Genomic DNA, 22,482 nt, shown 5'->3' with positions numbered 1-22,482 from the left:
CCTGGCCGCGGCTGGCCGATTCGGGCGTCGGCTTGGGCGGCGCCTCCGGAGGCGGAGGAGGGGGCGTGGCGGCCTTCGGTTTGGCTGCCTTGGCCTTCGGCGTCGCCGCCTTGGCTTGGGAAGAGGCGCCCTTGCCCTTGGAAACGGACGCTGCCTTGGGCTTGGAAGGTGTTTTCGCCGTCGCCATGCTGGTTCTTCCCGCTTCTTTTCTTTTGGTCCGGTCGGCAAGTGGCGAGCACGGCCTTCCGCTCGCCGCGATCATCGCATAAGACCAGAGACAAGATGAACGGCGAAACAGGTAAAATCGTACGTCTCGGCGTGCTTATCGGTCTGACGGCTCTGGCCGCTTCGGGTTGCGCCTCGCCGTTCGCGCGCGCGCAGGTCGATCCGACCTCGCCGATCGCCGCTCAGACCAGCGCCGTCGCCCGTCAGCACGGCCGTCGTCCCAAGTTCGCCGACATCCCGGCCATGCCGACCGATGTTCGCCCCGCCGAAGGCTTCCGAGCCTCGGTGACCGCCGAGCAAGCCGCGGCGGAAGAGTTGCGCCGCCAGACCGCGCCGGAAACCTTCGTGCTGAAGGATACCGAGGCCTATGTGGCCCGCGCCCGCGCCGCCGGCACGGCGCCGGACATCGACGCGCCCACCGAAGCCGACCGTGCAGCGACCGAAGCCTTCGCGAAGGCGGCGCGTGGCCGAGCTAGCGCGCCTTCGTCGCAGCCTAAATAGGTCGGCGAAGGCATAATCTTCCTGGAACTGGCTTGGCCTGACCTCGCTCGGGGTCTATCCATGCCCGACTTTTGCTCCCGACGCGCCGGAGCGGCGCATTGAGCCAGAAATGACCACCGATTTTCATCGTATCCGTCGCCTGCCGCCCTATGTTTTCGAAGAGGTCAACAAGATCAAGGCGCGCCTCCGCGCCGAAGGCACCGACATCATCGATTTCGGCATGGGTAATCCCGACATGCCGACGCCGCAGCACATCGTCGACAAGCTGATCGAAACGGCTCGCGACCCCAAGGCCGGGCGCTATTCGGCGTCTAAGGGGATCCCGGGTCTGCGCAAGGCCATGGCCGGCTACTACGACCGCCGCTTCGGCGTGAAGCTGAACCCCGACACCGAGGTCATCTCGACCCTGGGCTCCAAGGAAGGCTTCGCCAACCTGGCCCAGGCCCTGACCGCGCCGGGCGACGTGATCATCTGTCCCAACCCGGCCTATCCGATCCACGCCTTCGGTTTCATCATGGCCGGCGGCGTGATCCGCCACGTGCCGGCCCTGACGCCTGAGGACTATCTCTCGAACATCAGCCGCGCGGTGAAGCACTCGGTGCCGCCGCCCAGCGTGCTGATCCTGTCCTATCCGTCCAACCCGACGGCCCAGTCGGTGGACCTGGACTTCTACAAGGACGCCGTCGCGCTCGCGAAAAAGCACGATCTGCTGGTGATCAGCGACGTGGCCTACGGCGAGATCTATTTCGAGGACAACCCGCCGCCGTCCATCCTGCAGGTCAACGGCGCCAAGGACATCGCGGTCGAGGTCAACTCGCTGTCGAAGACCTATGCCATGGCCGGCTGGCGCGTGGGCATGGTGGTCGGCAACGCCCGCATCTGCGCCGCCCTGGCGCGGGTGAAGTCCTATCTGGACTATGGCGCCTATACGCCCGTGCAGGTCGCGGCCGCCGCGGCTCTGAACGGTCCGCAGGACTGCGTCGACGAGATCCGGGGCATCTACAAGGCCCGACGCGACACCCTGGTGTCGTCCATGGCCCGCGCCGGCTGGGACATTCCCAATCCACCGGCCTCGATGTTCGCCTGGGCCAAGATCCCGGAAGCCTATCGGGAAGCGGGCTCGATGGTGTTCTCCAAGCTGCTGATCGAGGAGGCCGGCGTCGCCGTCGCTCCGGGCGTCGGCTTTGGTGAGTACGGCGAGGGCTATGTCCGCATCGGGCTGGTCGAAAACGAGCACCGTATCCGGCAGGCCGCGCGCAACGTGAAGAAATTCATCACCAATGCCGACACCATACTGGCCAGGCACCACAATTCGGTGGAGCCGGCCTAGGCCGACGCTCCAAGCTGATCCCAAGAGTCGCGACGACGCTCGGAGCGTCGTCGCGATCCCGCGATAGGATTCGAAGATGACGAACAAAACCTGGCGAGTCGGCGTCGCGGGACTTGGCACGGTCGGCGGCGGACTGCTGCAGTTCCTGGCGGAGCGGCCCAATTTCGCCCCCGCCGGCGACAGCGCTGTTGTCACCGCCGTCTCCGCGCGCTCCAAGTCACGGCCGCGTACGGTCGATATCTCGGGCCTGACCTGGTTCGACGATCCGGTGGCCCTGGCCGGCTCGCCCGACATCGACCTTTTCGTTGAACTGGTCGGCGGTTCCGACGGTCCCGCCAAGGCGGCCGTGGAAACCGCGCTCAAGGCCGGCAAGCCGGTGGTCACCGCCAACAAGGCCCTGATCGCCGAGCACGGCGCCGAACTGGCCGCCCTGGCCGAAGCCCAGGGCGTTCCGCTGCTGTTTGAAGCCGCCGTCATGGGCGGCGTTCCCGCCGTCAAGATCATGCGCGAGGCGATGGTCGGCGACGACATCGACTCCGTGGCCGGCATCCTCAACGGCACCTGCAATTTCATCCTCAGCGAGATGGAGAAGACCGGCCGCTCGTTCGCCGACGTGCTGCGCGAAGCCCAGGCCCTGGGCTATGCCGAGGCCGACCCGACCATGGATGTCGGCGGCTTCGACGCTGGTCACAAGATCACCATCCTGGCCGCCCTGGCCTTTGGCTGCGCGCCCAACTTCGCCGCCGCCGAGATCGAGGGTATCGAGGCCGTCGAACTGCTCGACATCAAGCTGGCCAAGGACCTTGGCTACCGGATCAAGCTGGTCGCCTCGGCCTCACGCACCGACGACGGCGTGGCCGTGAAGGTGCATCCGTCGCTGGCCCCGCTGGAACATCCGCTGGCCCAGGCCGGCGGCGCGCTCAACGCTCTGTTCATCGAAGGTCGCCGCGTCGGGCGGATCTATGTGCAGGGACCCGGCGCGGGCGCCGGCCCGACCGCCGCCGCGGTGGCCGCCGATATCGCCGATGTGATGACCAAGGCCGTGCGTCCGGTGTTCCAGGCTCCGGCCGGCGCGCTGAAGCCGTTTGTCTCGGTCGACCCCAGCCGCACGGTGGGCAAGGCCTATCTGCGGATCATGGTTCGCGATGAGCCGGGCGCCATCGCCGCCATCTCCGAGACCCTGGCCGAGTGCGGGGTGTCGATCGACAGTTTCCTGCAAAAGCCCGTGGAAGGCGCGGGTGGGGTGCCCATCGTGCTCGTCACGCATGCGACTCCGGAATCCAATCTCCTGGATGCGATTACACGCATCGAAAAATTGCGCGCCGTGCTAGAGCGTCCCCGCCTTTTGCGCGTCGCGCGCATCTGAGAACCGCGAGAAGCGGTCGGGTTTTAGCCTCAACAGGCTGGGAGACGTTGATGAGTTCGAAGACCCTGGACCGCTCGCTGGTCCTGGATGCGGTCCGCGTGACGGAAGCCGCAGCCATCGCGTCCTGGACCATGGTGGGGCGCGGCGACGAGAAGGCGGCTGACCAGGCCGCCGTCGACGCCATGCGAAACGCGCTCAACGAACTCGAGATCGATGGCGAGATCGTCATCGGCGAAGGCGAGCGCGACGAAGCGCCGATGCTCTATATCGGCGAGAAGGTCGGCACGGGCAAAGGCCCCGCCATCGACATCGCGCTTGACCCGCTGGAAGGCACCACCCTGGCGGCCAAGGCCATGCCCAACGCCCTGGCGGTGATGGCCTGGGCCCCCAAGGGCACGCTGCTGAACGCCCCCGACACCTATATGGACAAGATCGCCTGCGGCCCCGGCCTGCCGGCCGGCGTCATCGATCTCGACAAGTCTCCGGCCGAGAACATCAGGGCGCTGGCCGAGGCCAAGGGCGTTGAGATGTCGCAGATCACCGTCTGCGTCCTGGACCGCCCGCGTCACGCCGAGATCATCGCCAGCATCCGCTCCGTCGGCGCGCGTCTCTATCTGATCACGGACGGCGACGTGGCCGGGGTGATCAGCACCACTGACCCCTCCACCGGCATCGACCTCTATGTCGGCTCTGGCGGCGCGCCCGAGGGGGTCCTGGCCTGCGCGGCGCTGAAGTGCGTCGGCGGACAGTTCCAGGGCCGCCTGCTGTTCCGCAACAGCGACGAGAAGGCTCGCGCCGCCAAGTGGGGCATCACCGAGCTTGACAAGAAGTACGACCTGCACGAGATCGTTCGCGCCGACGCCATCTTCGCCGCCACCGGCGTGACCTGGGGCAACCTGCTGGAAGGCGTGGTCTACAAGGACGGCTTCGTCCACACCCACACCCTGGTGATGAACTCGTCGACCGGCACCGTTCGCGAAGTGCGGATGAAGCGCCGGGTCTAGTTGAACAGCAGGTCCGACCAGCGCCAGCGGTCGTGTCCCATCACCAGGCGGACCGATCCCGGCTCGTCGCTCAGTTTGATCAGCACCAGGCCCCGCACCGGATCGGCGCGGCAGGCCTCGGGCGCGAAAGCCACTTCCAGCGCGATCGCCTGGCGTAGGCCGGCCAGGCCCTTGCCGTCCTGCAGACCGCTGCGGATCCAGTCGCCGTTCCAGACCAGGATCGCCTTGCCGGCCGAGACCGCCTCCGGGTGAGCTTGCGCGATGGCCGTGCGGACCCTGGCGTTCTTGCGCAGTGCGGTCTGCACCAGCTTGACCATGTTGCAGCCCTGACCGCCGCCCCCCGCGCCGGCCCCGCCGCCGGGACCGTCGGCCGTTCCCGCCGAGGCCAGCTGGCCTTCGCCCACCGTCAGGGTTGGGGCGCTGACGGGGTGTGCGCTGGCCGGCAGGGGCGTGACAGCTGGCGGCGTGGGTGTCGGCCGGAGGCTTGAGCGTGGGGCGGGGCGAGGCTTGTCGGCGCGGACGCTCCTGGTCGAAGCCGGCGCCGCCTCCATTGCTGGTGGCCCCATGGGCGTGGAAGGCTTCTCGGGTGGAGGCGGCGGCGGTGGCTCCGGAGGCGGGATCAGGGCCACGCTGATGGCTGTCGGCTCCGGCTCCTGGGGGCTGTCCGCTTTCGCCCACAACAGACCCGTCAAAACCAGGACGTGGCCGGCAAGGCTGACCGCGATTGGCAAAAGCCGATTTTGCCTGGTATTTCGGGGCGATCGGACCGCTTCGGGCATCCAGACTCCAGCACTGACAACGACCCGACGCGCCATTTTTGCGCACGCGCCCGCGTCAGGATCGTGGCGCCGGATCTCGAAACCACACGCTGGACTGGAGTTGTCATTGGTTCGCCAAGGTCGATTGGCTAAGGTCGCGCCGAATCCCGCAGTCTTTCCGAGGCCTCCCGCATGACCACGCTTATCGATCTGCCCGGCTATCTCGCCGCGGAGCAGACGTCCGATACCGAGGTCAAGGCGGTGATCGGCGTGATCGCCGAGGCCTGCGTCCAGATCAGCCGCGTCGTCGCCTCGGGCGCGATCCTGGGCAACCTCGGCGCGGCCGGGCAGAAGAACGTCCAGGATGAAGAGCAGAAGAAGCTCGACATCATCACCAACGACATGCTGCGCGAGGCCCTGAAGGCCTGCCAGCCGGTCGCGGGCCTGGCGTCCGAGGAACTGGACGAGATCGAGACGACCGGCCGCTCAGGCGGCTTCCTGGTCACGTTCGATCCGCTGGACGGTTCCAGCAATATCGACGTCAATGTTTCGGTGGGCACGATCTTCTCGGTCCTGCCCGCGCCGGCCGGCCGCGAACCGACCGAGGCCGACTTCCTGCTGCCGGGGCGGCGGCAAGTGGCCGCCGGCTATGCGGTCTATGGCCCCCAGACCATGCTGGTCCTGACGCTGTCCAAGGGCGTGGCCGCCTTCACGCTGAGCGCCGACGGCGCGTGGCTGCTGACGCACGAGGCCCTCGCGGTGCCGGCCGACACCAGCGAGTTCGCGATCAACATGTCCAACCAGCGCCATTGGGCCGAGCCCGTGCGGCGCTATATCGACGGCTGTCTGAAGGGCAAGGACGGCCCGCGCGGCAAGAACTTCAACATGCGCTGGGTCGCCTCGATGGTGGCCGATGTCCACCGCATCATGATGCGCGGCGGCATCTTCATGTACCCGTGGGACGCTCGCGAGCCGGACAAGCCCGGCAAGCTGCGCCTGCTGTATGAAGCCAATCCCATGTCGCTGATCGTCGAGCGGGCCGGCGGCAAGGCCACCGACGGCCAGACCGCGATCCTCGACCTGCAACCCACCAAGCTGCACCAGCGCGTTCCGGTGGTTCTGGGGTCGGCCAATGAAGTCGACCAGGTCGTCGCCGGTTAGGCCGCGACCGCGACGGACGGCGCCCGGGCGCATGGAGCGAATCCCCGGAAACGGATAGGGTCGCCCGATGCTCAGCGTCGCCAACTCCAGGACTGTCTAGCCGTGGCCGCCGACGGCCATGCGCCCTTTGCCGCCGACGCCTTTCTCGGCGTCGATCGCTCGCTGAGCGGCCGGGCGTGGCGCGAGCGCGCGGCGGACCCTGCTGTGGTGCGCGGCCATCAGCAGACGCATGGCCTGAGCGAGCCCCTGGCGCGCGCCCTGGCGGCTCGGGGCGTCGGTCTGGACGACGCCGACAACTATCTGCGTCCCACCCTCAAGGCGCTGTTTCCCGACCCGTCCAGCTTCACCGACATGGACCGGGCCGCCCAGATCCTGATCGACGCCCTGGAGAGCGGTCGCTCGGTCATGGTTTTCGCCGACTATGACGTCGACGGCGCCACCAGCGCCGCCCAGCTGGTGCGCTGGTTCCGGCACATGGGCGTCGAGCTGCCGATCTACATCCCCGATCGTCTGACCGAGGGCTACGGCCCCAGCCCGGCGGCCTTCAAGACCATCCGTGACACCGGCGCCGATCTGGTCGTCACCCTCGATTGCGGCGCGGCGGCCTATGACGCCATCGCCAGCGCCGCGACCATCGGCCTGGAGGTGGTGGTCATCGACCATCACATGATGCGCGAGGACCCGCCGGCCGCCGCCGCCGTGGTCAATCCCAATCGTCCGGGCTGCCAGTCAGGCCAGGGCGTCCTGGCCGCCGCCGGTGTGACCTTTGTTCTACTGGCGGCGCTGAACCGTGAGGCCCGCAAGCGCGGCCTGTTCAGCGAGGATCGGCCCGAGCCCGACCTGCGCCAGTGGCTGGACCTGGTGGCCATGGGCGAGGTCTGCGACGTCACCCAGCTGGTGGGTTTCAACCGGGCCCTGACCACCCTGGGCCTGCGGACCATGTCCAACTGGGGCAATCCGGGCCTCAAGGCCCTGTTCGAAGTCGGCAAGGGCTCAGGGCCGGCCTCGGTGTTCCATGCGGGCTTCATCCTGGGCCCCCGAATCAACGCCGGGGGGCGAATCGGCCGCTCCGACCTGGGCGCGCGTCTTCTGTCGACGGATGATCCCGTCGAAGCCCAGGCCCTGGCCGAGGAGCTCGACCTGCTCAACACCGAACGCAAGGCCGTCGAGGCCGGCGTGGTCGAGGAGGCCGCCGCCATCCTGGAGCGCGGCAGCAATTTCAATCCCGACGCGCCGGTGATCGTGGTGGCGGGGGAGGGGTGGCACCCCGGCGTCATCGGCATCGTCGCCGGCCGTCTGCGCGAGCGCTATCGCAAGCCTGTGGTGGTGATCGGCATCGACCGCGCCGCCAATGTCGGCAAGGGGTCTGGCCGTTCGCAGCCGGGCGTTAATCTGGGGCGCGCCATTCAGGCCGCGTTCGAGGAAGGCCTTCTGATGTCCGGGGGCGGTCACGCCATGGCCGCGGGCCTCAGTATCCGCCCCGATTCGATCCCTGAGCTGCGCGCCTTCCTGGAAGAGCGACTGGCGGGCGAGATGGAGGCCGTCGGGCCAGAGGCCGTCGAGATCGACGCCCTGGTCCAGCCCAGGGGCGCCGACCGGGCCCTGTACGAGGATTTCCAGCGTCTGGCGCCCTTTGGCCCCGGCAATCCCGAGCCGATGTTCGCCCTGACCGGGGTGCGCCCCGACCGCGTGATGGCGCTGAAGGGCGGCCACGTCCGGATGGATCTGGTGAGCCCCACGGGCGAGCGCCTGAAGGCGATTTCCTGGCGCAGCGCCGAAACCGACCTGGGGCGCCGGCTGCTGTCAGGCGGGGGTTCCCTGCACGTCGCCGGACGTCTGAAACCGGACGACTATATGGGGCGCAACGGTGTCCAGCTCGAGATCGAAGACGCCGCCGATCCGCGCGCCCGCAACGACTGAAAAAATGCTCATCGGCGGGTTGCGTGTCCCCAAGGGCGCAGCTATACACCCGCTTCCTCGCGGGGCCGTGGTCCCTTCGTCTATCGGTTAGGACGCCAGATTTTCATTCTGGAGAGAGGGGTTCGACTCCCCTAGGGACTACCACCCGCGAGGTCTTCTAAATCGACTACCCGACGATATCGTTGTTGTTGAAACGCGATGTGGTCCCTTCGTCTATCGGTTAGGACGCCAGATTTTCATTCTGGAGAGAGGGGTTCGACTCCCCTAGGGACTACCACCAAGGGCTGCGTTCCAGCACCCTCAGCTGTATTTCAGAATTGTTTCCAGAAACCCGCCGCGACGAAATGTCGCGGTGCTCGCGCACGCCTGCGCTTGACGCGAATTCGTCATTGACGGCTCTCCTTACGCGAGAACAGTGTTATTCTTGTGGTGCTCGTCCCGGTGGGCTGATTGGGCGAGCCAGAGGGGCGGAATGTCTGGTTACGATTTCGACGCCGTAGGGGCGCACGAGGATCTCGTGCGGATCAGTGGGCGTGTTAAATGGTTCGACGCGGGAAAAGGGTACGGGTTCATCGTTCCCGACGACCCCGGTCAGACCGGTCTCAAGGACGTGCTTCTTCACGTGACATCGCTGCGCAACTGCGGGCGTGAGACGGCGCTCGAGGGCGCGGTGATCGTTTGCGACGTGGTGCGCCGGCCAAAGGGCTGGCAGGTCTGTGAAGTGGTCGATCTGGACGAGAGCTCTGCGCCGACGCCGCTGGACCGGCCGCGTCGCAGCTTCGCCGAACCGGGCGCGCGCCGCGATGGCCTGGGCAGCGGGTTCCGCTCCGGCCTCGACAGCGGCGGCGGCCGTCAGGCCCTGACGCCGGAAGGCCCGGCCGAGCACGCCAAGGTCAAGTGGTTCAACCGCACGAAGGGCTATGGCTTCGTCGTTCGCGACGCCGAGCCGGGCGACATCTTTGTCCACATCGAGACCTTGCGTCGCGGTGGCCTTGAAGACCTGCAACCCGGCGACGACGTGCTGGTGCGGTTCGCCAGGGGGCCCAAGGGCCTCGTGGTGGCCGAGATCACGCCCGGCGACGCCTGACTTTCGCCATTCCGGCGGCTTAAACGACCCGAGCCGACAGTGGGCTCGGGAATGAGGATGCGCGTGGCTTTGACAGGTGGTTTCAGACGACGCGAGCTTCTCGCCGGCCTTGTTGGCTTGACGGTCTCGGCGGGCGGCGGCGCGGCTTGGGCAAAGCCCGCGGGCGCGTTGGAGACGCTCGAGATCATCACCAGCAAGGGGCGGGCCCGCTTTCAGGTCGAGATCGCGGCGACCCACGCTCAGCAGCAGCGCGGCCTGATGTACCGGACGGCGCTGGCGCCGGATCGCGGCATGCTCTTCACCTATGCCAAGCCGCAATCGGCGGCGTTCTGGATGAAGAACACGCTGATCCCGCTGGACATCATCTACATCGCGCCCAGTGGCCGGGTGCTGTCGATCGCCCGCAACGCGCGCCCCCATGATGAGACGCCGATTTCCTCCGGAGGCATCATTCTGGGCGTGCTGGAAATCGCTGGCGGCCGCGCGGCGCAGCTTGGCATCCTGCCCGGCGACCGCGTCCTGCACAGGATTTTCCCGAAAGGCTGATCCCGCGCCGGTTCCCGTTTGCTCCGGGCGACGAACCCTTGTAGAGCACGCGCCTGCCGATGTGTCGGAGCGTAGCGCAGCCTGGTAGCGCATCTGGTTTGGGACCAGAGGGTCGCAGGTTCGAATCCTGCCGCTCCGACCATCGGCAAGACCTGATTGCCTGGTGTATGACAGCCGAGAGTGGATACCAGGCTCGGCGCCTGTCATGCTCTGGATGTCTGACGAGCGCCTTTGGAGAGATTCATGCTGGCTCGCATCTATCGCCCCGCGAAGACCGCCATGCAGTCTGGCAAGGCCAAGACCAAGGACTGGATCCTGGAGTTCGAACCGGCTTCGGCCCGCCGTTCCGATCCGTTGATGGGCTGGACCCAGTCCACGGACATGAAGGGGCAGGTGCGCCTCACGTTCGAGACCCGGGAAGAGGCGGTCGCCTACGCCCAAGCCAACGGTCTGGCTTTTCAGCTGTTCGAGCCCAAGGTCCCCAAGCGGATTCTCAAGGCCTATGCCGACAATTTCGCCGCCGGCCGCCGCCAGCCCTGGACGCATTAGCGCCGGTCCGCAGGATACTCCCGGTTCGCGCCCTTAGCTCAGCTGGATAGAGCACTCGCCTTCTAAGCGAGCGGTCGCTGGTTCGAATCCAGCAGGGCGCGCCACTTGCCGAGAGTTTGCCGGGGCTCTCCAGAGCTTTCCGCAACCTCTCTTTCTTTCCCTTTCGCGCAGATAGATTTGCGCTCGACGGGTCGCGCAGCCTGAAAGGTGGAGGGACTGCGCGCGGATTTCTGGCTTTAAGCATGGCGCCGTTGGGCGGGGCTTTCTGGCGATCCGTGCGAGCCGTTCCGTCTCGCGCAGGCTTCGCCCTTACGACGTTCGCAGGGGCGGCTTCATGCATACCGTAGGCGCGGGTCGCGTCTATGCGGCCACGGCCTCAAGTCCATGGAGCCCGCGCGCAAAGGCGATCAAGGGGTTGGTTGATGGGGCCACGACAATATCAATCGCGCTGACGACGAACATCGAATGGGTGGTGGCGTCGATGCGGCTATCGATGCGGCAGGTGGCGGTTGAAAGGCCGCCCAGATAGGCCGGGGCGTCTTGATGGTCCAGGTCCCAGCGCGAAGGGGCGAACCGCTCGCTGGCGCGGGCCGAGGATGAGAAGCGCAGGGCCTCTTCGTGGTCGCCGGACGATAGAATGGCGACGCCGCAGGTTTCGGCCCGGAGCAGGGCCTCGTGGCTCGCGGCCTCCTTGCGCACGCAGAACAGGAAGCGTGGCGGGTCCACCGACAGGCCCGTGATCGAGCTGACCAGCAAGCCGCGCGGCGCGTCGTCATCCCAGCAGGAGATGATGGCCACGCCGCTGGCCAGGTTGGCCAGGGCGTCCTTGAAGCGATCTGCGAAGCCGTCAGGCTCCGCCGGCGCGGCGGACCATGAGGCCGAGGCGTCGAACGGAGCCATCAGGGTTTAGCCCGCCGCCACGGCCGGGCGGGCGTCGCGCTCGGCCACCAGCTGGCGCACTAACGGGATCAGGTCGCGACCATAGGCGATGGCGTCCTCCAGCGGGTCGAAGCCCCGGATCAGGAAGGTCGTGACGCCCAGGTCGTAGTAGTCCAGCAGGCCCTCGGCGACCTGCTGGGGTGTGCCCACCAGTCCGGTCGAATTGCCCTGGGCGCCGGTGACGGCGGCGACGCCGGTCCACAGGCGCTTGTCGAGGCGCGAGCCCTGGTTGGCCGCGTCGAGCAGGCGTTGCGAGCCGGCGTTGGGCGGGCGGTGACCGCTGGTGGGCAGGCCGGCGGCCTCGCGCAGGGCCTTGGTCTTGGCGACGATGGCGTCGGCCTTGGCCCAGGCGGCCTCTTCGGTGTCGGCAATCACCGGGCGCAGCGACAGCGAGAAACGCACTTGGCGGCCGTGCTTGACGGCGGCGTGGCGCACACGGGCGATCGTCTCGGCGACCTGGGCCTGGGTCTCGCCCCACAGGGCGAAGATGTCGGCGTGCTTGCCGGCCACCGGGATCGCGGCGTCGGACGAGCCGCCGAAATAGACCGGGATCTGCGGCTTCTGGTGCGGCTTCACGCCGCCGAAGGCCTGGACCACATTGTAGTAGTCGCCCTTGTAGTCGAACGGCGTCTCGCTGGTCCATTCCTGGCGGACGATGTCCAGGTACTCGCTGGTGCGGGCGTAGCGCTCATCCTTGGTCAGGTGATCGCCGTCCTTGGCCAGCTCCTCGTCGGAGCCCCCGGTGATGATGTGAACCGCCACGCGGCCGCCGGTGAACTGGTCGAGTGTGGCCAACTGTCGGGCGGCGATGGTGGGGGCGGTGAAGCCCGGCCGGTGGGCGATCATGAACCCCAGGCGCGAGGTGACCGAGGCCGCGTGGGCCACCACCAGCTGGCTCTCCGGACCGGTGGAGTGAAAGGCGGCCAGGACGCGGTCGAAGCCGCCGTCCTCGTGGGCGCGGGCGACGCGCTCGACATAGTCGCGGTCAATGGCCGGGCCGCTGGGCGGATGAATTTCCGAGGCGTTCTGGGCGCCGACAAAACCGATGAATTCGACGGGCATGGTAGGAGGCTCCAGTCTGGGGTTAGGGCGAAGTCTAGGGGCGGGCCCGCTCGGGGATGAGCGAGGAGTTCTCAAGGGTCTGATCAGGCAGGCTCATCAGGCCGCTCAAGAGGCGACGGGGGTCGGCTGCGCGGCCTCCTTCTGGAGCGCGCGCCTGACCGACGGGCGCGCCAGGGCGCGGTAGGCCTTGGCGCTCCAGGCGGGATAGGCCGATGTGTCGATCTGGCGGCGCTCGGCCCACCGCCAGATGACCAGGGCGTAGGCGTCGACGGCGCTGAAGCTGTCGCCGAGCAGCCAAGAGCCGGGGCCTTTGGCCAGCCGCTCGATGTCGGTGAGGGTGCGGTGGAAACGGGCCTCGCCTGGCGTGGCCAGAGCCGCCTTGACGGTCTCGTCATCGGCGAAGCGTTCGGGCCTGGCGATCTGGGCGAAGGCCACGTGAACCGTGCTGGCGAACCAGCTCATCACCTCATAGGCGTGGGCCAGTTTCAGCGGATCGGCCAAGGGTAGCAGTTCGCTGTGAGGATAGGCGTGGACCAGATAGGTCAGGATCGCCAGCACTTCGGTGACCGGTTCGCCATCGACCGCCAGGGTCGGCACCCGGCCGCGCGGATTGACCTTCAGATAGGCCGGCTGGCGCTGCTCGCCGGCGGCAAGGTCTATCCGGTGAGCCTCGAAGGGAACACCGATCTCTTCCAGCGCGATCAACGGAGCGAGCGATGAGGCGCCGGGCGCGAAATAGAGTTTCAACGACATGGCGGCCTCAGATCACGACAAAGCCATGCGTGCCGTCGCGGGCCAGCTGATCGACGAGGCCAAACTCCCAGTCCAGATAGGCCTGCATGGCTTCGGCGGCGTTGTCGGTGCCCTCGTAGGGACGCTTGTAGATGTCCTCCGGATCAGACGCGGCGCGGGTAAGGCCCAGCTCCACCGCGCGGCCGGCGGCGATCCAGGCCTCCGTGCCGCCCTCAAGCACACGAACCGGATGGTCGGAAATCTCCTCGACCTCGGCCGCCGCCAGACGCGCTAGGGCGCCGTCGGGCGAGGTCAGGACGATTGGCTTGCCTTCCGGGATGCGCTCGAAAGCTTCGGCCAGACGGGCGCGGATCACGAACCAGGCGCCCGGCACATGGCCCTTGCGGTGGGTCGGGCTGGGGGCAAGGTCCAGCACTACGACGGCGTCATCGGCGAGGGCCTGGGCCAGATCGCGCGGCGTCAGGGTCTCGACGTTGGGCAGGGCCGGTCGCGTCGCGCGCCAAGGGCCTGTCTCCAGCTCGCACTCGAAAGCGCCGTCCAGCACATAAACGTCCCAGCCCAGTTGGGCGAGCCATGAGGCGGTCATGTCGGCGCGCGGCCCCAGGTCGTCGGCGAGCACGATGCGGCCGCCGCGAACGGGCGCGAAGACGTCGGTCTCCTGCACCAACTGGCCGCCCGGCGCGCTGCGGAACCCCGGCAGATGGCCGGCGGCATATTCCTCGGGCGTGCGGACGTCGAAGCGATAGAGGGTGCGTTTGCGGTCCTGGGCCAGATCGGCCAATCCCTCGGCGTCGATGCGGCGGACGCCGGCGCGATAGGCCACGGCCCGCGCCTTGCCGCGCGCCTGCTTCAGGGTCTGGTCGGAGACGTCCTTGAAACGACGGCTCTGGCCATGCTCCAGGGACTGCTGGGCAAGGGTCCAGCCGATTGTGCCGTTGCGCAGGGCAAAGACCGGGTTGGGCACGCCGGCGTTCACCAGCGACTGGGCGCCGATCAGGCTGCGGGTGCGGCCTGCACAATTGACGATCACGGTGGTGGCGGGATCGGGCGCCAGTTCGGCGACGCGCAGCACCAGTTCGGCCCCCGGGGTGCTGATCCCGCCGGGGATGCTCATGGTGGCGTATTCCTCAAACCGGCGAGCGTCGAGGATGACATGGTCGGCCTTGGCGTCGATCAGGGCCTGGACGTCCTGGGCGGGCAGGGACGGCGTATGCCGCCGCGCCTCGACCAGTTCGCCAAACGCCTTGCTGTAAGAATTGACGTCCTGGAACAGCTCGTAGCCAGCGTCGCTCCAGCCCTGCAGTCCGCCTTTCAGGGCATGGACGTGGGTGTAGCCCAGCGCCGCCAGCCGCTTGCCGGCCGGCGAGACCAGGCCTTCGCCGTTGTCGTAGAGCACGACCTTCGCGTCCTTGCGGGGGATGCGGTCCAGGACCTCCAGCTCCAGTCGGCTCAGCGGCAGTTGCGAGGCGAACAGGGGATGAGCCTTGGCGAAGGGGTCTTCTTCGCGCAGGTCGATCAGGGCGATCTCGCGGCGGGCGATCAGGTCGTTGCGGACCTCGCGCGGCGTGACGGTCGGCAGGGTCATGGCGCAATCTCGACGGGGGTAGGGCGGGAGCGGTCCCACAGGTTGGGCAGGGTCGCGTTGGCGTAGCCGGAGACGAACGGCTTGGATCGCCCTTCGCGGTCGTAGGTGGCGCGCCGCACGGCGCCGATATTGGCGCCATAGACGTGGATGCTGATCGAGACCCGGTCGTCGAAGGCGTTGGTGACGCGGTGCACGTCGCCAACCCGGGGCGAGACCGCCTCGATCTGTCCCTGCTCCAGTCGATGGACGGGTCCTGCGGCGGCGAAGGCGTCGCCGTGGCGGGCGTAGCTCTGCGACAGCTCGGAGCCCCGCAGCACGCCGATCAGCCCCCAGACGGTGTGGTCGTGGATCGGCGTCGCCTGGCCCGGTCCCCAGACGAAGCTGACCACGCTGAACCGCTCGCGGCTGTCGCAGTGCAGCAGGTACTGCTGGTAGCGGACCGGATCGGGCTGAGCATAGGCGTCGGGCAGCCAGTCATCGTGGGCGACAAGCCCCGCCAGCAGCCGGCCGCCGTCCTCCAGGATCTTGGCCTCGTCGGACGTGCGATCCAGCACGGCGGCGAGGGTCGTGACGAAGTCGGTCAGGCGGTGAAGGCGGGGCTCGCTCATCGGATCACAGCGCGTATTTGAGGGTGACGACGGCGGTCCGGGGATCCGGGAAGTTCTGGTAGTTGACCCCGGTCGAAGGCGTGTAGGTCGAGCCGACCGGCTTGTCGGAATCGAGGATGTTGCGCACCGAGAGGCTGACGGCCCAATGCGGGTCGGGCGAGGTCCAGGTGGCCACGCCGTTCAGGAAGCCTTGCGACGGGATGTTGTTCTGGCCACCCGCCGCCGGGGTGGCGCTGGTGACGATGCCGCTCTGCCATTGGGCGTTCAGGCCTACCCGGAGCGATCCGGGAATCTCGACCGGCACGTCATAGGTGAAGCCGGTCGACACGTTCCAGCGGGGCGAGCCGATCAGGCGATGGCCGTCGGCGTTCACCCCGGCCCCACCGGCGCCCTTGTAGTCGTCATAGACCGCGAACAGCCAACCCAGATTCAGCTGCACGCCAAGGCGCTCGGTGGGGCGTGCGTCGGTTTCCAACTCGACGCCATAGGTGTGGGCCTGGCCGGCATTGCCGCGACGGCTGCCCACATAGGCCGGGTCGTAGAACGACACCTGCAGGTCCTGATAGTCGTTGTAGAAGGCCGCGAGATTGGCCCGCAGGCGGTTCTCGAACAGCTGGGTCTTCAGGCCGGTCTCATAGGTGGTCACGTCCTCCGGCGCGAAGGGCAGGGTGGCCAGGTCCAGGCGGGTGGCCCGGTTGTCGAAGCCGCCCGACTTGAAGCCCTTGGAATAGCTGGCGTACTGCAGCACGTCCGGCGTCCACTGGTATTGAGCCACCAGCTTGGGCGTGATCGCCGACCAGGTCTTGTCGGCCTTACCCCGGATCGACTGACCCGTGACCTGACCGGCCAGGTTCAGGGTCTTGTTGTCGAAGACGAATTGCTTTTCCTCATTGGTCCAGCGCAGCCCGCCGGTCAGGCTGAGGCGCTCGGTGGCCTTCCAGGTCGCCTCGCCGAACAGGGCGTAGGCGTCGGTGTTGGTGATGTTGTGGGCGCGGGCGAAGATGTAGTTGCCGGGCGTCACCGCCGGATCGGTCGCCAGGGCGTTGCGCCGGCTGTAGCCGTCGCGCTGCACGAAGAAGCGCTCATGGAGGTAGAACAGGCCGCTGGTGAACGTGACGGCGCCATAGTCGCCGTTCAGCTGGATTTCCTGAGTGGCGTACTGATCGTTGTAGTGGATCAGGTTCTTCTGGATCAGCGCCGCCTCGCCATCGTTGTCGTAGTTGGCGGGGTTGAGGTTGAAGCCGCCATAGGCGGTGATCGACTTCAGCTTCAGGGCGTCATTGATCGCGTACTGGACACGGATCGAGCCGCTGGCCTGGTCAAGATCCTGGGCCGGCTCGACCTCGGAATAGGTGCGGTCCTTGCGGAACACGCCGCCGGGCTGCTTGAGCGGGATGTAACCGCGCGTATCGCTGCGGTCGGCCACGGCGTTGAGCGTCAGCAGCACATCCAGCTTCTCTGTCGGCGTCCAGCGCAGCTTGGCGCGGTAGGCGTTCAGGTCGATGCGATTGACGTCATGGTTCAGGGTCGGATTGAACGCCGTCCCGTCGCGGCTGTGATGGATGTAGGAGAGGCTGCCGGCCAGCTTCCCTTCGACCAGTGGTCCTTCGATCAGCGCGCGCACATCGACCGCGCCCAGATTGCCAAGGCCGACCTCGGCCTTGGCGCGAAACGCCTGGCCCGGGTCGCGCGTGATGACCCGCAGGGCGCCGGCGCTGGAGTTGCGGCCATACAGCGTGCCTTGCGGACCGCGCAGCACTTCCAGCCGTTCAAGGTCGTTGAACTCGACCATCGAGCCGATCTGGCGCGGGATGTAGACGTCGTCGACATAGACCGCCAGCACCGGCTCCTGGATCGGATCGGCCTCGCCGACCCCGCGCAGGGAATAGGTCTGGGTGGTGTGGCTGATCGTGACCCGGCCGATATTGAGGTTCGGGATCTGGCCCGACAGGTCACGGATGTTGTCGATCTTGCGGTCGGCCAGAACTTGCTCGCCGAACGCTGAGATGGCGATGGCCGTCTTCTGCAGGTCGGTGGCGCGGCGCTCGGCGGTGACGATCACCTGCTCCACGGCGGGCGCGCCGTCGGCGTCGGTTGGCGGCAGGGTATCGGCTCTGGCCGCCGTAGCCAGAGCCAGGATCGATCCCGCCGCGACCAGCGACGTCTTCAAGAAGGTGTTACGCATGTTTATCCCCGATAGAATTGGTAGGGATAAGGCGCGTGCGGGAATTTGATTTCAAACAACATAATATCTAATTGGTCTCAGATTTACTCATATCGGCGCGGCGAATATTGATCATTTGATGATCTCAATATTCAGAGAAACGAATTGAGACGTTTGTCCCATAGGGGGCGAACGTCCACTTTTGCGGGGATGACGCCCGCTGACGCGAAGGCGTCGGCGACGGCCTGTTCCGAGGCGATCGCTTCATCGTCCACCGGCAGGATTTCCGCGGCCCTGTCGCGCTCGCGGTGGGTCAGCAGGAAAGCTTCCCTCGGCGCGCCGGTCGCCTTGGCGATGATGTCGGCCCAGGCGTCGGGATTGGCGTCCTTCCACTTCCAAGCCTTCTGGGCCCTCTGGAGGTAGTCACCGATCGCGGCCAGACGGATCGGATCGTCCAGTGACTCCGACAGGGCGCTGTAAACATAGTTGCCTGACAGCCGCCCAAGGCCGGTCGTCAGCACCCGGGCCCCGCGTGAGCGCGCCAGAAAGCCCTGGACGCCATAAATGATCCAGGCGTCCAGCTCGCCGCGTTCGAAGGCGGCCAGGCCGTCTTGAGGCGACAGGGCCACGGGCTTGATATCGTCCAGGCTGGCGCCGATTTCCTGGAGCAGGCGCAGCAGGATGTATTGCGAGGTCGTGGCGCGCACATAGCCGATGCGCTTGCCCTTCAGCTGCGCCACCGACTGGATCGGCGAGCCCTTGGGAACCAGCACCAGCTGCGAGGTCACATCGGCCTTCTGGACGGCGACCACCTTCATCAGGGTGGGCTGGCCGGCCGCGAAGATCGGCGGGATTTCACTCATCGAGCCGAGGTCGATCGCGCGGGCGTTGATGGCCTCGACGATCAGGTTGCCCCCGGCGAACTCCGAATACGCCACCTTGTAGGGCGTGTCGGCCAGGCCGGCGGCCTTGAACACCGCATTGATCTGACCGCGATAGGTGCCGACCCGCAGGGTTAGGTCCTTGAGGTCGATAGCCTTGCCGTCGCTGGAGGGCGAGCAGGCGGTCAGGCCCGCCATGGACAGGCCGCCAATCGAGAGACCGCCAGCCATCAGATGGCGGCGGGAAAGGGTGAGGCCAGCCATCAGTCGAACAGGTCCGGTTCTTCTTCGGTGACGACATCCCAGTAGGGCTGGAAGGCCCAGATGCCGCCGGCCTCGCCGCCAACCTGGCCAGCGGTGTGTTTGGCGACCTCCGGCGACATGGGCTTGGTCGGGCCGGCGGCTTCCGCCAGAAGCTGGGTCTGGCAGGCGTTCTCCAGCGCCAGATAGCGCCACACGGCGGCCTCGACGGACTGGCCGACGGTCAGAATGCCGTGGTTCAGCAGGATCACCGCCTTCCTTGGCCCCAGCGCCTTGGCGATCTTCTGGCCTTCGCTGGTGTCGAGCACCACGCCGGAGAATTCCTCGAACAGGGCGTGGTCGTCATAGAAGGCGGCGGAATCCTGGGTCAGAGGATCCAGTAGCCGACCCAGCGCCGACCAGGCCTTGCCGTACAGCGAGTGCGAATGGGCGGCGGCCACGACGTCGGGCCGCGCTTCGTGCAGCTGCGAGTGGATGGCGAAGGCGGCGCGGTTCAGGCGCGCGGGGACCTTGGCGGGCGGCTGAACGATCTCGCCGGCATGGCTGACCAGCATCAGGTCCGAGACCTTGATGCGGCTGAAGTGCACGCCGAACGGATTGACCCAGAAGTGGTCCGTTAGCTCTGGATCGCGGGCGGTGATGTGGCCCGCGCCGCCCATGTCGAAGCCGTAGCGGCCGAACAGGCGATACGAGGCGGCCAGGCGCTGCTTTCGATAGAGCCGCTCCTGCTCGTGTGTCGGCTGGACCGGGAGAACCTTCGATCCGAACTCGGGCAGGGCGGTCTCGATCTTGGCCGGGTGAGGGCCTTGCGCGGCGAAGGCGCGAGAAGGGCTGATGGCGGTCATGGGGTGTCCTTCAGTAGCCGCGCGACAGGTCGACGACGTCGGCCAGGGGCGCGCCGGACCGGAACCGGGCCAGGTTCTCGGCGAAGCGGGTCGCGAGATTGATGCGGGTGTCGGGCGTATGGACCGAGGTGTGGGGCGAGAGCCGCACCCGGGGATGGGTGTAGTAGGGGTGGCCCTCTGTCAGGGGCTCTGGATGGGTGACGTCCAGGCTGGCGCGGGCGACACGGCCGTCTTCCAGCGCCTCCAGCAGGGCCTCGTCATCGATCAGGGCGCCGCGCGCGATGTTGATCAGGTGCAGGCCGGGCTTGGCGTGTGCCAGCGCGTCGCGACCGATGATGTGGTGGGTTTCCGGCGTCGCCGGGGCCGCCAGCACGACATGGTCGCTGCGGGCCAGCAGCGTCTTCAGATCGGCCACCCGCTCGACGCCCGGCGTCGGGATCGGCTGGTCCGAGCGCCGGGTGGCGATGACCTTCAGACCCAGGGCCTGGGCGCGCGGGGCCAAAGCCTCGCCGATGGCGCCGAAGCCGACGAGGCCAAGGGTGGTGCCGGCGATCAGCTTCAGGGGCTGCGGCGCCCAGCGCTCGGCCTTGTCGATCCAGATCTCGGGCAGGCGCTTGGCGTCGGCCAGAATGGCGGCCATGGCGAACTCGGCCAGGGCCACGGCCGAAGAGCCGCGCGCCGAGGTCACCACTGGGCCGTCAAACAGCCAGTCGGGGTAGAAGTCGATGCCGACCGACACCAACTGCACCCACTCCACATCATAGGGCCAGCCGCTGGGCGCCTTGGCCGGCAGCACGCCGCCGGCCTTGCGGAACGGGGCGGCGACCAAGACCCGCGCCTTGTCGGGCAGGGGCGCGGTCAGGCCTGGGGGGACGGCGATGATATCGGCGTCGCCGGCGTGCTGGGCGAAGACGCTGTTGAATAGGTCCGGCAACTGGCTGGCGACGACCAGGCGAGTCATCGCGCCGCCTCATGGGCCGCGAAGGCGGCCTTGCCGGCGCTGGTCAGCACCACGTCGGCCTGAGGGGTGTGAACCCGGCCGCAAAGCACGTCGCGGTGGTGCCGTTCCAGCGGGGCGCCTCGCGTCAGGCCCGGATTGCCGGTCAGCTTCAGGGCCTTTTCGACCACGCTGATGGCGTTTTCGGTAACCAGGTGCTTGACCTGTCCGGCCTCTACACCTGTGACCTCGCCCCTGGCGGCGGTGTCGAGCAGAACCCGGTTGGACAGCAGCAGGCTGTCGATTTCACCGACCGCTTCCTGGAAGCGGGGCAGGGTCGACAGCGCCGCGCCCAGGTTGGCGGGCTTGCGATTGGCCAGGAACCCGATCAGCCAGTCGCGGGCCGCGCGCGCCTGGGCGTCGTAGATGGCGGCGGTCAGCACCGCCGACCAGGCCGCGAAGCTGGCGGGATAGGGCGGTGGCGCCCCCAGGGGTTGCGGGTCCAGAGCGTGGTCGAGCGGCACGAGGACGTCTTCGAACACCACGTCATGGCTGGCGCTGGCGCGCAGGCCAAGGTGGTCCCACGTCTCTTCGATGGTGATGCCGGGTGTGTCGGCCCGCACCAGCCAGCCGCCGACCAATGGCTCGGGATCGTCGGAGCGGGCCCAGACCACGAACCAGGTCAGGCCCGTCGAGCCGGTGGAATAGATCTTGCGGCCGTCGATCCGCCAGCCTTCGGGCGTGCGGCGGGCGATCGTCGCGGGCAGGCCGCCGCGCGCGGGCGTGCCCAGATCCGGCTCGACCCGCAGGGCGTTGATCAGGGCGCCGTCGCTGATCGCCTCACCGATCACCCTTTGCTTCAGATGTTCGGGCCATCCGGAGCGGCCTTCCACCGAGGCGTGGAACAGGTACTGCATGACCAGAACGAGCGCCGTGGCCGGCTCGCCGCGGGCCACGGCCGAGATCACCTTGAGCGCGGTCGGCAGGTCGGCTTCCAGACCGCCCAGTCGCCTGGGCGCGGTCAGGGCCAGTAGGCCCGCCTCGCGCAGGGCCTCGAAGTTGGCGGTCGGCAGGCTGGCTTCGCGGTCGTGCTGGCCGGCGGTGGCGGCGAAGGCGGCGGTCAGGCCGGGCAGGATGAGGTCCAGATCGGGAAGGTCCGGCGTCGGCGTCGGCGTCAGGCGGAGGGCGGGGGCGTTCACAGCACCACCTCGCCGGTCGGGAAGGCGACCAGGGCGCCCTCGGCTTGCGGCGCGGGGGTGTCGACGCCCAGATGCGCCAGCAGACGGCGGCGGATGGCGTGGAAGCGCGCGTCGGGCTGGCGCGGCCGCTCAAGGGCGATGCGCTCCTCGGCGGCGATGCGGCCCTTGTCCAGCACCAGGACGCGGTCGGCCAGGGCGATGGCTTCATCGACATCGTGGGTGACCAGCAGCACGGCGGGCTTGTGTTCGCGCCAGAGCGAGAGAACCAGATCGTGCATCTTCAGACGGGTCAGGGCGTCCAGGGCCGCGAAGGGCTCGTCCAGCAGCAGCAGGGCCGGTTCGCGAACCAGGGCGCGGGCCAGTGCGGTGCGCTGCGCCTCACCGCCGGACAGGGTGGAGGGCCAGACGTCGAGGCGATGGCCAAGGCCCACCTCTCGCAAGGCCGCCTCGGCGCGGGCGCGGATGTCGCTTCCCTTCAGGCCCAGGGCGACATTGCGCCAGACCTTCTTCCACGGCAGCAGGCGGGCGTCCTGAAAGACCACGGCGCGCGCATCGGGGGTGGCGACGTCCTGACCTTGGGCCGAATCCAGGCCCGCCAGGGTGCGTAGCAGGGTGGTCTTGCCGCTGCCGCTGGCGCCCAGCAGGGCGACGAACTCGCCGGGGGCGATGGTCAGGTCGAGACCGTCGATGACGACATTGTCGCCAAACCGGCGGGTGAAGCCTTTCAGGCGTACGGTCGGCGGCGGCGCGGCGCCGGAAACGACTGTCAGGGGACGGGTGCGAAGGCGGGGCTGTACCATG

The 22,482-nt window shown here is 67.8% G+C and carries 22 protein-coding genes and 4 tRNA genes; 14 read left to right on the top strand and 12 right to left on the bottom strand.

Going from position 1 to position 22,482, the window contains the following annotated elements:
* Positions 1 to 65: 65 nt before the first annotated feature.
* The 5 genes from ACQY9P_RS19820 to glpX all read left to right on the top strand — a co-directional run bounded on the left by ACQY9P_RS19820 (position 66) and on the right by glpX (position 4,426).
* The gene (locus tag ACQY9P_RS19820; RefSeq protein ID WP_421737520.1) at positions 66 to 269 is read left to right on the top strand and encodes a hypothetical protein; all 204 of its coding nucleotides are present in this window, start codon (positions 66 to 68) and stop codon (positions 267 to 269) included.
* 13 nt (positions 270 to 282) lie between these two features.
* Positions 283 to 726 carry a hypothetical protein gene (locus ACQY9P_RS19815; protein WP_421737521.1) on the top strand — a complete coding sequence of 148 codons (444 nt, stop codon included), beginning with the start codon at positions 283 to 285 and terminating at the stop codon, positions 724 to 726.
* 109 nt (positions 727 to 835) lie between these two features.
* On the top strand, positions 836 to 2,056 hold the full coding sequence (locus tag ACQY9P_RS19810) for an LL-diaminopimelate aminotransferase (RefSeq protein WP_421737522.1): 1,221 nt from the start codon (positions 836 to 838) through the stop codon (positions 2,054 to 2,056).
* A 76-nt stretch (positions 2,057 to 2,132) separates the two neighbouring features.
* Positions 2,133 to 3,422: a homoserine dehydrogenase gene (locus tag ACQY9P_RS19805; protein ID WP_421737523.1), complete on the top strand. Its 1,290-nt coding sequence runs from the start codon at positions 2,133 to 2,135 to the stop codon at positions 3,420 to 3,422.
* Positions 3,423 to 3,472: 50 nt separating this feature from the next.
* Positions 3,473 to 4,426, top strand: a complete 954-nt coding sequence (glpX, locus tag ACQY9P_RS19800; RefSeq protein WP_421737524.1) for a class II fructose-bisphosphatase — start codon at positions 3,473 to 3,475, stop codon at positions 4,424 to 4,426.
* Here the strand turns inward: glpX and ACQY9P_RS19795 are convergent.
* A complete protein-coding gene (locus tag ACQY9P_RS19795) occupies positions 4,423 to 4,992 on the bottom strand; it encodes a hypothetical protein (protein WP_421737525.1) in 570 nt (189 codons plus the stop codon). The two genes, glpX and ACQY9P_RS19795, sit on opposite strands and share 4 nt — an antisense overlap.
* Before the next feature lie 384 nt (positions 4,993 to 5,376).
* On the opposite strand from ACQY9P_RS19795, the gene ACQY9P_RS19790 reads away from it, so the two are divergent.
* From ACQY9P_RS19790 to ACQY9P_RS19750, 9 genes are all read left to right on the top strand, one after another.
* Positions 5,377 to 6,345, top strand: a complete 969-nt coding sequence (locus ACQY9P_RS19790; protein WP_421737526.1) for a class 1 fructose-bisphosphatase — start codon at positions 5,377 to 5,379, stop codon at positions 6,343 to 6,345.
* Between the two features lie 102 nt (positions 6,346 to 6,447).
* On the top strand, positions 6,448 to 8,265 hold the full coding sequence (gene recJ, locus ACQY9P_RS19785; RefSeq protein ID WP_421737527.1) for a single-stranded-DNA-specific exonuclease RecJ: 1,818 nt from the start codon (positions 6,448 to 6,450) through the stop codon (positions 8,263 to 8,265).
* Between the two features lie 69 nt (positions 8,266 to 8,334).
* Positions 8,335 to 8,409: transfer RNA gene (locus ACQY9P_RS19780), tRNA-Glu, on the top strand.
* Between the two features lie 58 nt (positions 8,410 to 8,467).
* Positions 8,468 to 8,542: transfer RNA gene (locus ACQY9P_RS19775), tRNA-Glu, on the top strand.
* Between the two features lie 195 nt (positions 8,543 to 8,737).
* The gene (cspD, locus tag ACQY9P_RS19770) at positions 8,738 to 9,352 is read left to right on the top strand and encodes a stationary phase survival cold shock domain protein CspD (protein WP_421737528.1); all 615 of its coding nucleotides are present in this window, start codon (positions 8,738 to 8,740) and stop codon (positions 9,350 to 9,352) included.
* A gap of 57 nt (positions 9,353 to 9,409) precedes the next feature.
* Complete coding sequence (locus ACQY9P_RS19765) at positions 9,410 to 9,898, top strand: DUF192 domain-containing protein (RefSeq protein ID WP_421737529.1); 489 nt, start codon at positions 9,410 to 9,412, stop codon at positions 9,896 to 9,898.
* A gap of 65 nt (positions 9,899 to 9,963) precedes the next feature.
* Positions 9,964 to 10,040: transfer RNA gene (locus ACQY9P_RS19760), tRNA-Pro, on the top strand.
* A 101-nt stretch (positions 10,041 to 10,141) separates the two neighbouring features.
* On the top strand, positions 10,142 to 10,447 hold the full coding sequence (locus ACQY9P_RS19755) for an ETC complex I subunit (RefSeq protein ID WP_421737530.1): 306 nt from the start codon (positions 10,142 to 10,144) through the stop codon (positions 10,445 to 10,447).
* Positions 10,448 to 10,474: 27 nt separating this feature from the next.
* Positions 10,475 to 10,551, top strand: a tRNA-Arg gene (locus ACQY9P_RS19750).
* Positions 10,552 to 10,807: 256 nt separating this feature from the next.
* Here the strand turns inward: ACQY9P_RS19750 and ACQY9P_RS19745 are convergent.
* The 11 genes from ACQY9P_RS19745 to ACQY9P_RS19695 all read right to left on the bottom strand — a co-directional run bounded on the left by ACQY9P_RS19745 (position 10,808) and on the right by ACQY9P_RS19695 (position 22,481).
* Positions 10,808 to 11,347 carry a flavin reductase family protein gene (locus ACQY9P_RS19745; RefSeq protein ID WP_421737531.1) on the bottom strand — a complete coding sequence of 180 codons (540 nt, stop codon included), beginning with the start codon at positions 11,345 to 11,347 and terminating at the stop codon, positions 10,808 to 10,810.
* A 6-nt stretch (positions 11,348 to 11,353) separates the two neighbouring features.
* Positions 11,354 to 12,448, bottom strand: a complete 1,095-nt coding sequence (locus tag ACQY9P_RS19740; protein ID WP_421737532.1) for an LLM class flavin-dependent oxidoreductase — start codon at positions 12,446 to 12,448, stop codon at positions 11,354 to 11,356.
* Between the two features lie 105 nt (positions 12,449 to 12,553).
* Positions 12,554 to 13,201 (bottom strand): glutathione S-transferase family protein, encoded by a 648-nt coding sequence (locus tag ACQY9P_RS19735; protein ID WP_421737533.1) that lies wholly within the window; start codon positions 13,199 to 13,201, stop codon positions 12,554 to 12,556.
* Positions 13,202 to 13,208: 7 nt separating this feature from the next.
* Complete coding sequence (locus ACQY9P_RS19730) at positions 13,209 to 14,786, bottom strand: rhodanese-like domain-containing protein (protein ID WP_421737534.1); 1,578 nt, start codon at positions 14,784 to 14,786, stop codon at positions 13,209 to 13,211.
* A complete protein-coding gene (locus ACQY9P_RS19725) occupies positions 14,783 to 15,394 on the bottom strand; it encodes a cysteine dioxygenase (protein ID WP_421737535.1) in 612 nt (203 codons plus the stop codon). Before ACQY9P_RS19725 ends, ACQY9P_RS19730 begins: the two co-directional genes overlap by 4 nt.
* 4 nt (positions 15,395 to 15,398) lie before the next feature.
* Complete coding sequence (locus tag ACQY9P_RS19720) at positions 15,399 to 17,579, bottom strand: TonB-dependent receptor (protein ID WP_421737536.1); 2,181 nt, start codon at positions 17,577 to 17,579, stop codon at positions 15,399 to 15,401.
* A gap of 131 nt (positions 17,580 to 17,710) precedes the next feature.
* Entirely contained in the window at positions 17,711 to 18,703 is a 993-nt protein-coding gene (locus tag ACQY9P_RS19715) for an ABC transporter substrate-binding protein (RefSeq protein ID WP_421737537.1), read from the bottom strand.
* Positions 18,703 to 19,545: a class II aldolase/adducin family protein gene (locus ACQY9P_RS19710; protein ID WP_421737538.1), complete on the bottom strand. Its 843-nt coding sequence runs from the start codon at positions 19,543 to 19,545 to the stop codon at positions 18,703 to 18,705. Before ACQY9P_RS19710 ends, ACQY9P_RS19715 begins: the two co-directional genes overlap by 1 nt.
* Positions 19,546 to 19,555: 10 nt before the next feature.
* A complete protein-coding gene (locus tag ACQY9P_RS19705; RefSeq protein WP_421737539.1) occupies positions 19,556 to 20,506 on the bottom strand; it encodes a D-isomer specific 2-hydroxyacid dehydrogenase family protein in 951 nt (316 codons plus the stop codon).
* On the bottom strand, positions 20,503 to 21,681 hold the full coding sequence (locus ACQY9P_RS19700) for an acyl-CoA dehydrogenase family protein (protein WP_421737540.1): 1,179 nt from the start codon (positions 21,679 to 21,681) through the stop codon (positions 20,503 to 20,505). Before ACQY9P_RS19700 ends, ACQY9P_RS19705 begins: the two co-directional genes overlap by 4 nt.
* Positions 21,678 to 22,481, bottom strand: a complete 804-nt coding sequence (locus ACQY9P_RS19695; RefSeq protein WP_421737541.1) for an ABC transporter ATP-binding protein — start codon at positions 22,479 to 22,481, stop codon at positions 21,678 to 21,680. The genes ACQY9P_RS19700 and ACQY9P_RS19695 overlap by 4 nt, the downstream gene beginning before the upstream one ends.
* Between the last annotated feature and the right edge of the window lies 1 nt (position 22,482).

Origin of the sequence: Caulobacter sp. (assembly GCF_965279145.1) — a bacterium.
Classification (GTDB): domain Bacteria; phylum Pseudomonadota; class Alphaproteobacteria; order Caulobacterales; family Caulobacteraceae; genus Caulobacter.
The sequence above is the reverse complement of the archived record's forward strand: the minus strand, read 5'-3'. Positions and strand labels throughout refer to the sequence as shown.

Bases quoted from the DNA above. Each gene is read 5' to 3' on its own strand.
- ACQY9P_RS19720 (WP_421737536.1), bottom strand. From the start codon at position 17,579: ATGCGTAACACCTTCTTGAAGACGTCGCTGGTCGCGGCGGGATCGATC.
- ACQY9P_RS19740 (WP_421737532.1), bottom strand. From the start codon at position 12,448: ATGCCCGTCGAATTCATCGGTTTTGTCGGCGCCCAGAACGCCTCGGAA.
- ACQY9P_RS19805 (WP_421737523.1), top strand. From the start codon at position 2,133: ATGACGAACAAAACCTGGCGAGTCGGCGTCGCGGGACTTGGCACGGTC.
- ACQY9P_RS19795 (WP_421737525.1), bottom strand. From the start codon at position 4,992: ATGGGGCCACCAGCAATGGAGGCGGCGCCGGCTTCGACCAGGAGCGTC.
- cspD (WP_421737528.1), top strand. From the start codon at position 8,738: ATGTCTGGTTACGATTTCGACGCCGTAGGGGCGCACGAGGATCTCGTG.
- ACQY9P_RS19735 (WP_421737533.1), bottom strand. From the start codon at position 13,201: ATGTCGTTGAAACTCTATTTCGCGCCCGGCGCCTCATCGCTCGCTCCG.
- ACQY9P_RS19710 (WP_421737538.1), bottom strand. From the start codon at position 19,545: ATGACCGCCATCAGCCCTTCTCGCGCCTTCGCCGCGCAAGGCCCTCAC.
- ACQY9P_RS19705 (WP_421737539.1), bottom strand. From the start codon at position 20,506: ATGACTCGCCTGGTCGTCGCCAGCCAGTTGCCGGACCTATTCAACAGC.
- ACQY9P_RS19730 (WP_421737534.1), bottom strand. From the start codon at position 14,786: ATGACCCTGCCGACCGTCACGCCGCGCGAGGTCCGCAACGACCTGATC.
- ACQY9P_RS19765 (WP_421737529.1), top strand. From the start codon at position 9,410: ATGCGCGTGGCTTTGACAGGTGGTTTCAGACGACGCGAGCTTCTCGCC.
- ACQY9P_RS19715 (WP_421737537.1), bottom strand. From the start codon at position 18,703: ATGGCTGGCCTCACCCTTTCCCGCCGCCATCTGATGGCTGGCGGTCTC.
- ACQY9P_RS19725 (WP_421737535.1), bottom strand. From the start codon at position 15,394: ATGAGCGAGCCCCGCCTTCACCGCCTGACCGACTTCGTCACGACCCTC.
- ACQY9P_RS19790 (WP_421737526.1), top strand. From the start codon at position 5,377: ATGACCACGCTTATCGATCTGCCCGGCTATCTCGCCGCGGAGCAGACG.
- ACQY9P_RS19745 (WP_421737531.1), bottom strand. From the start codon at position 11,347: ATGGCTCCGTTCGACGCCTCGGCCTCATGGTCCGCCGCGCCGGCGGAG.
- ACQY9P_RS19815 (WP_421737521.1), top strand. From the start codon at position 283: ATGAACGGCGAAACAGGTAAAATCGTACGTCTCGGCGTGCTTATCGGT.
- ACQY9P_RS19755 (WP_421737530.1), top strand. From the start codon at position 10,142: ATGCTGGCTCGCATCTATCGCCCCGCGAAGACCGCCATGCAGTCTGGC.
- ACQY9P_RS19810 (WP_421737522.1), top strand. From the start codon at position 836: ATGACCACCGATTTTCATCGTATCCGTCGCCTGCCGCCCTATGTTTTC.
- glpX (WP_421737524.1), top strand. From the start codon at position 3,473: ATGAGTTCGAAGACCCTGGACCGCTCGCTGGTCCTGGATGCGGTCCGC.
- ACQY9P_RS19695 (WP_421737541.1), bottom strand. From the start codon at position 22,481: ATGGTACAGCCCCGCCTTCGCACCCGTCCCCTGACAGTCGTTTCCGGC.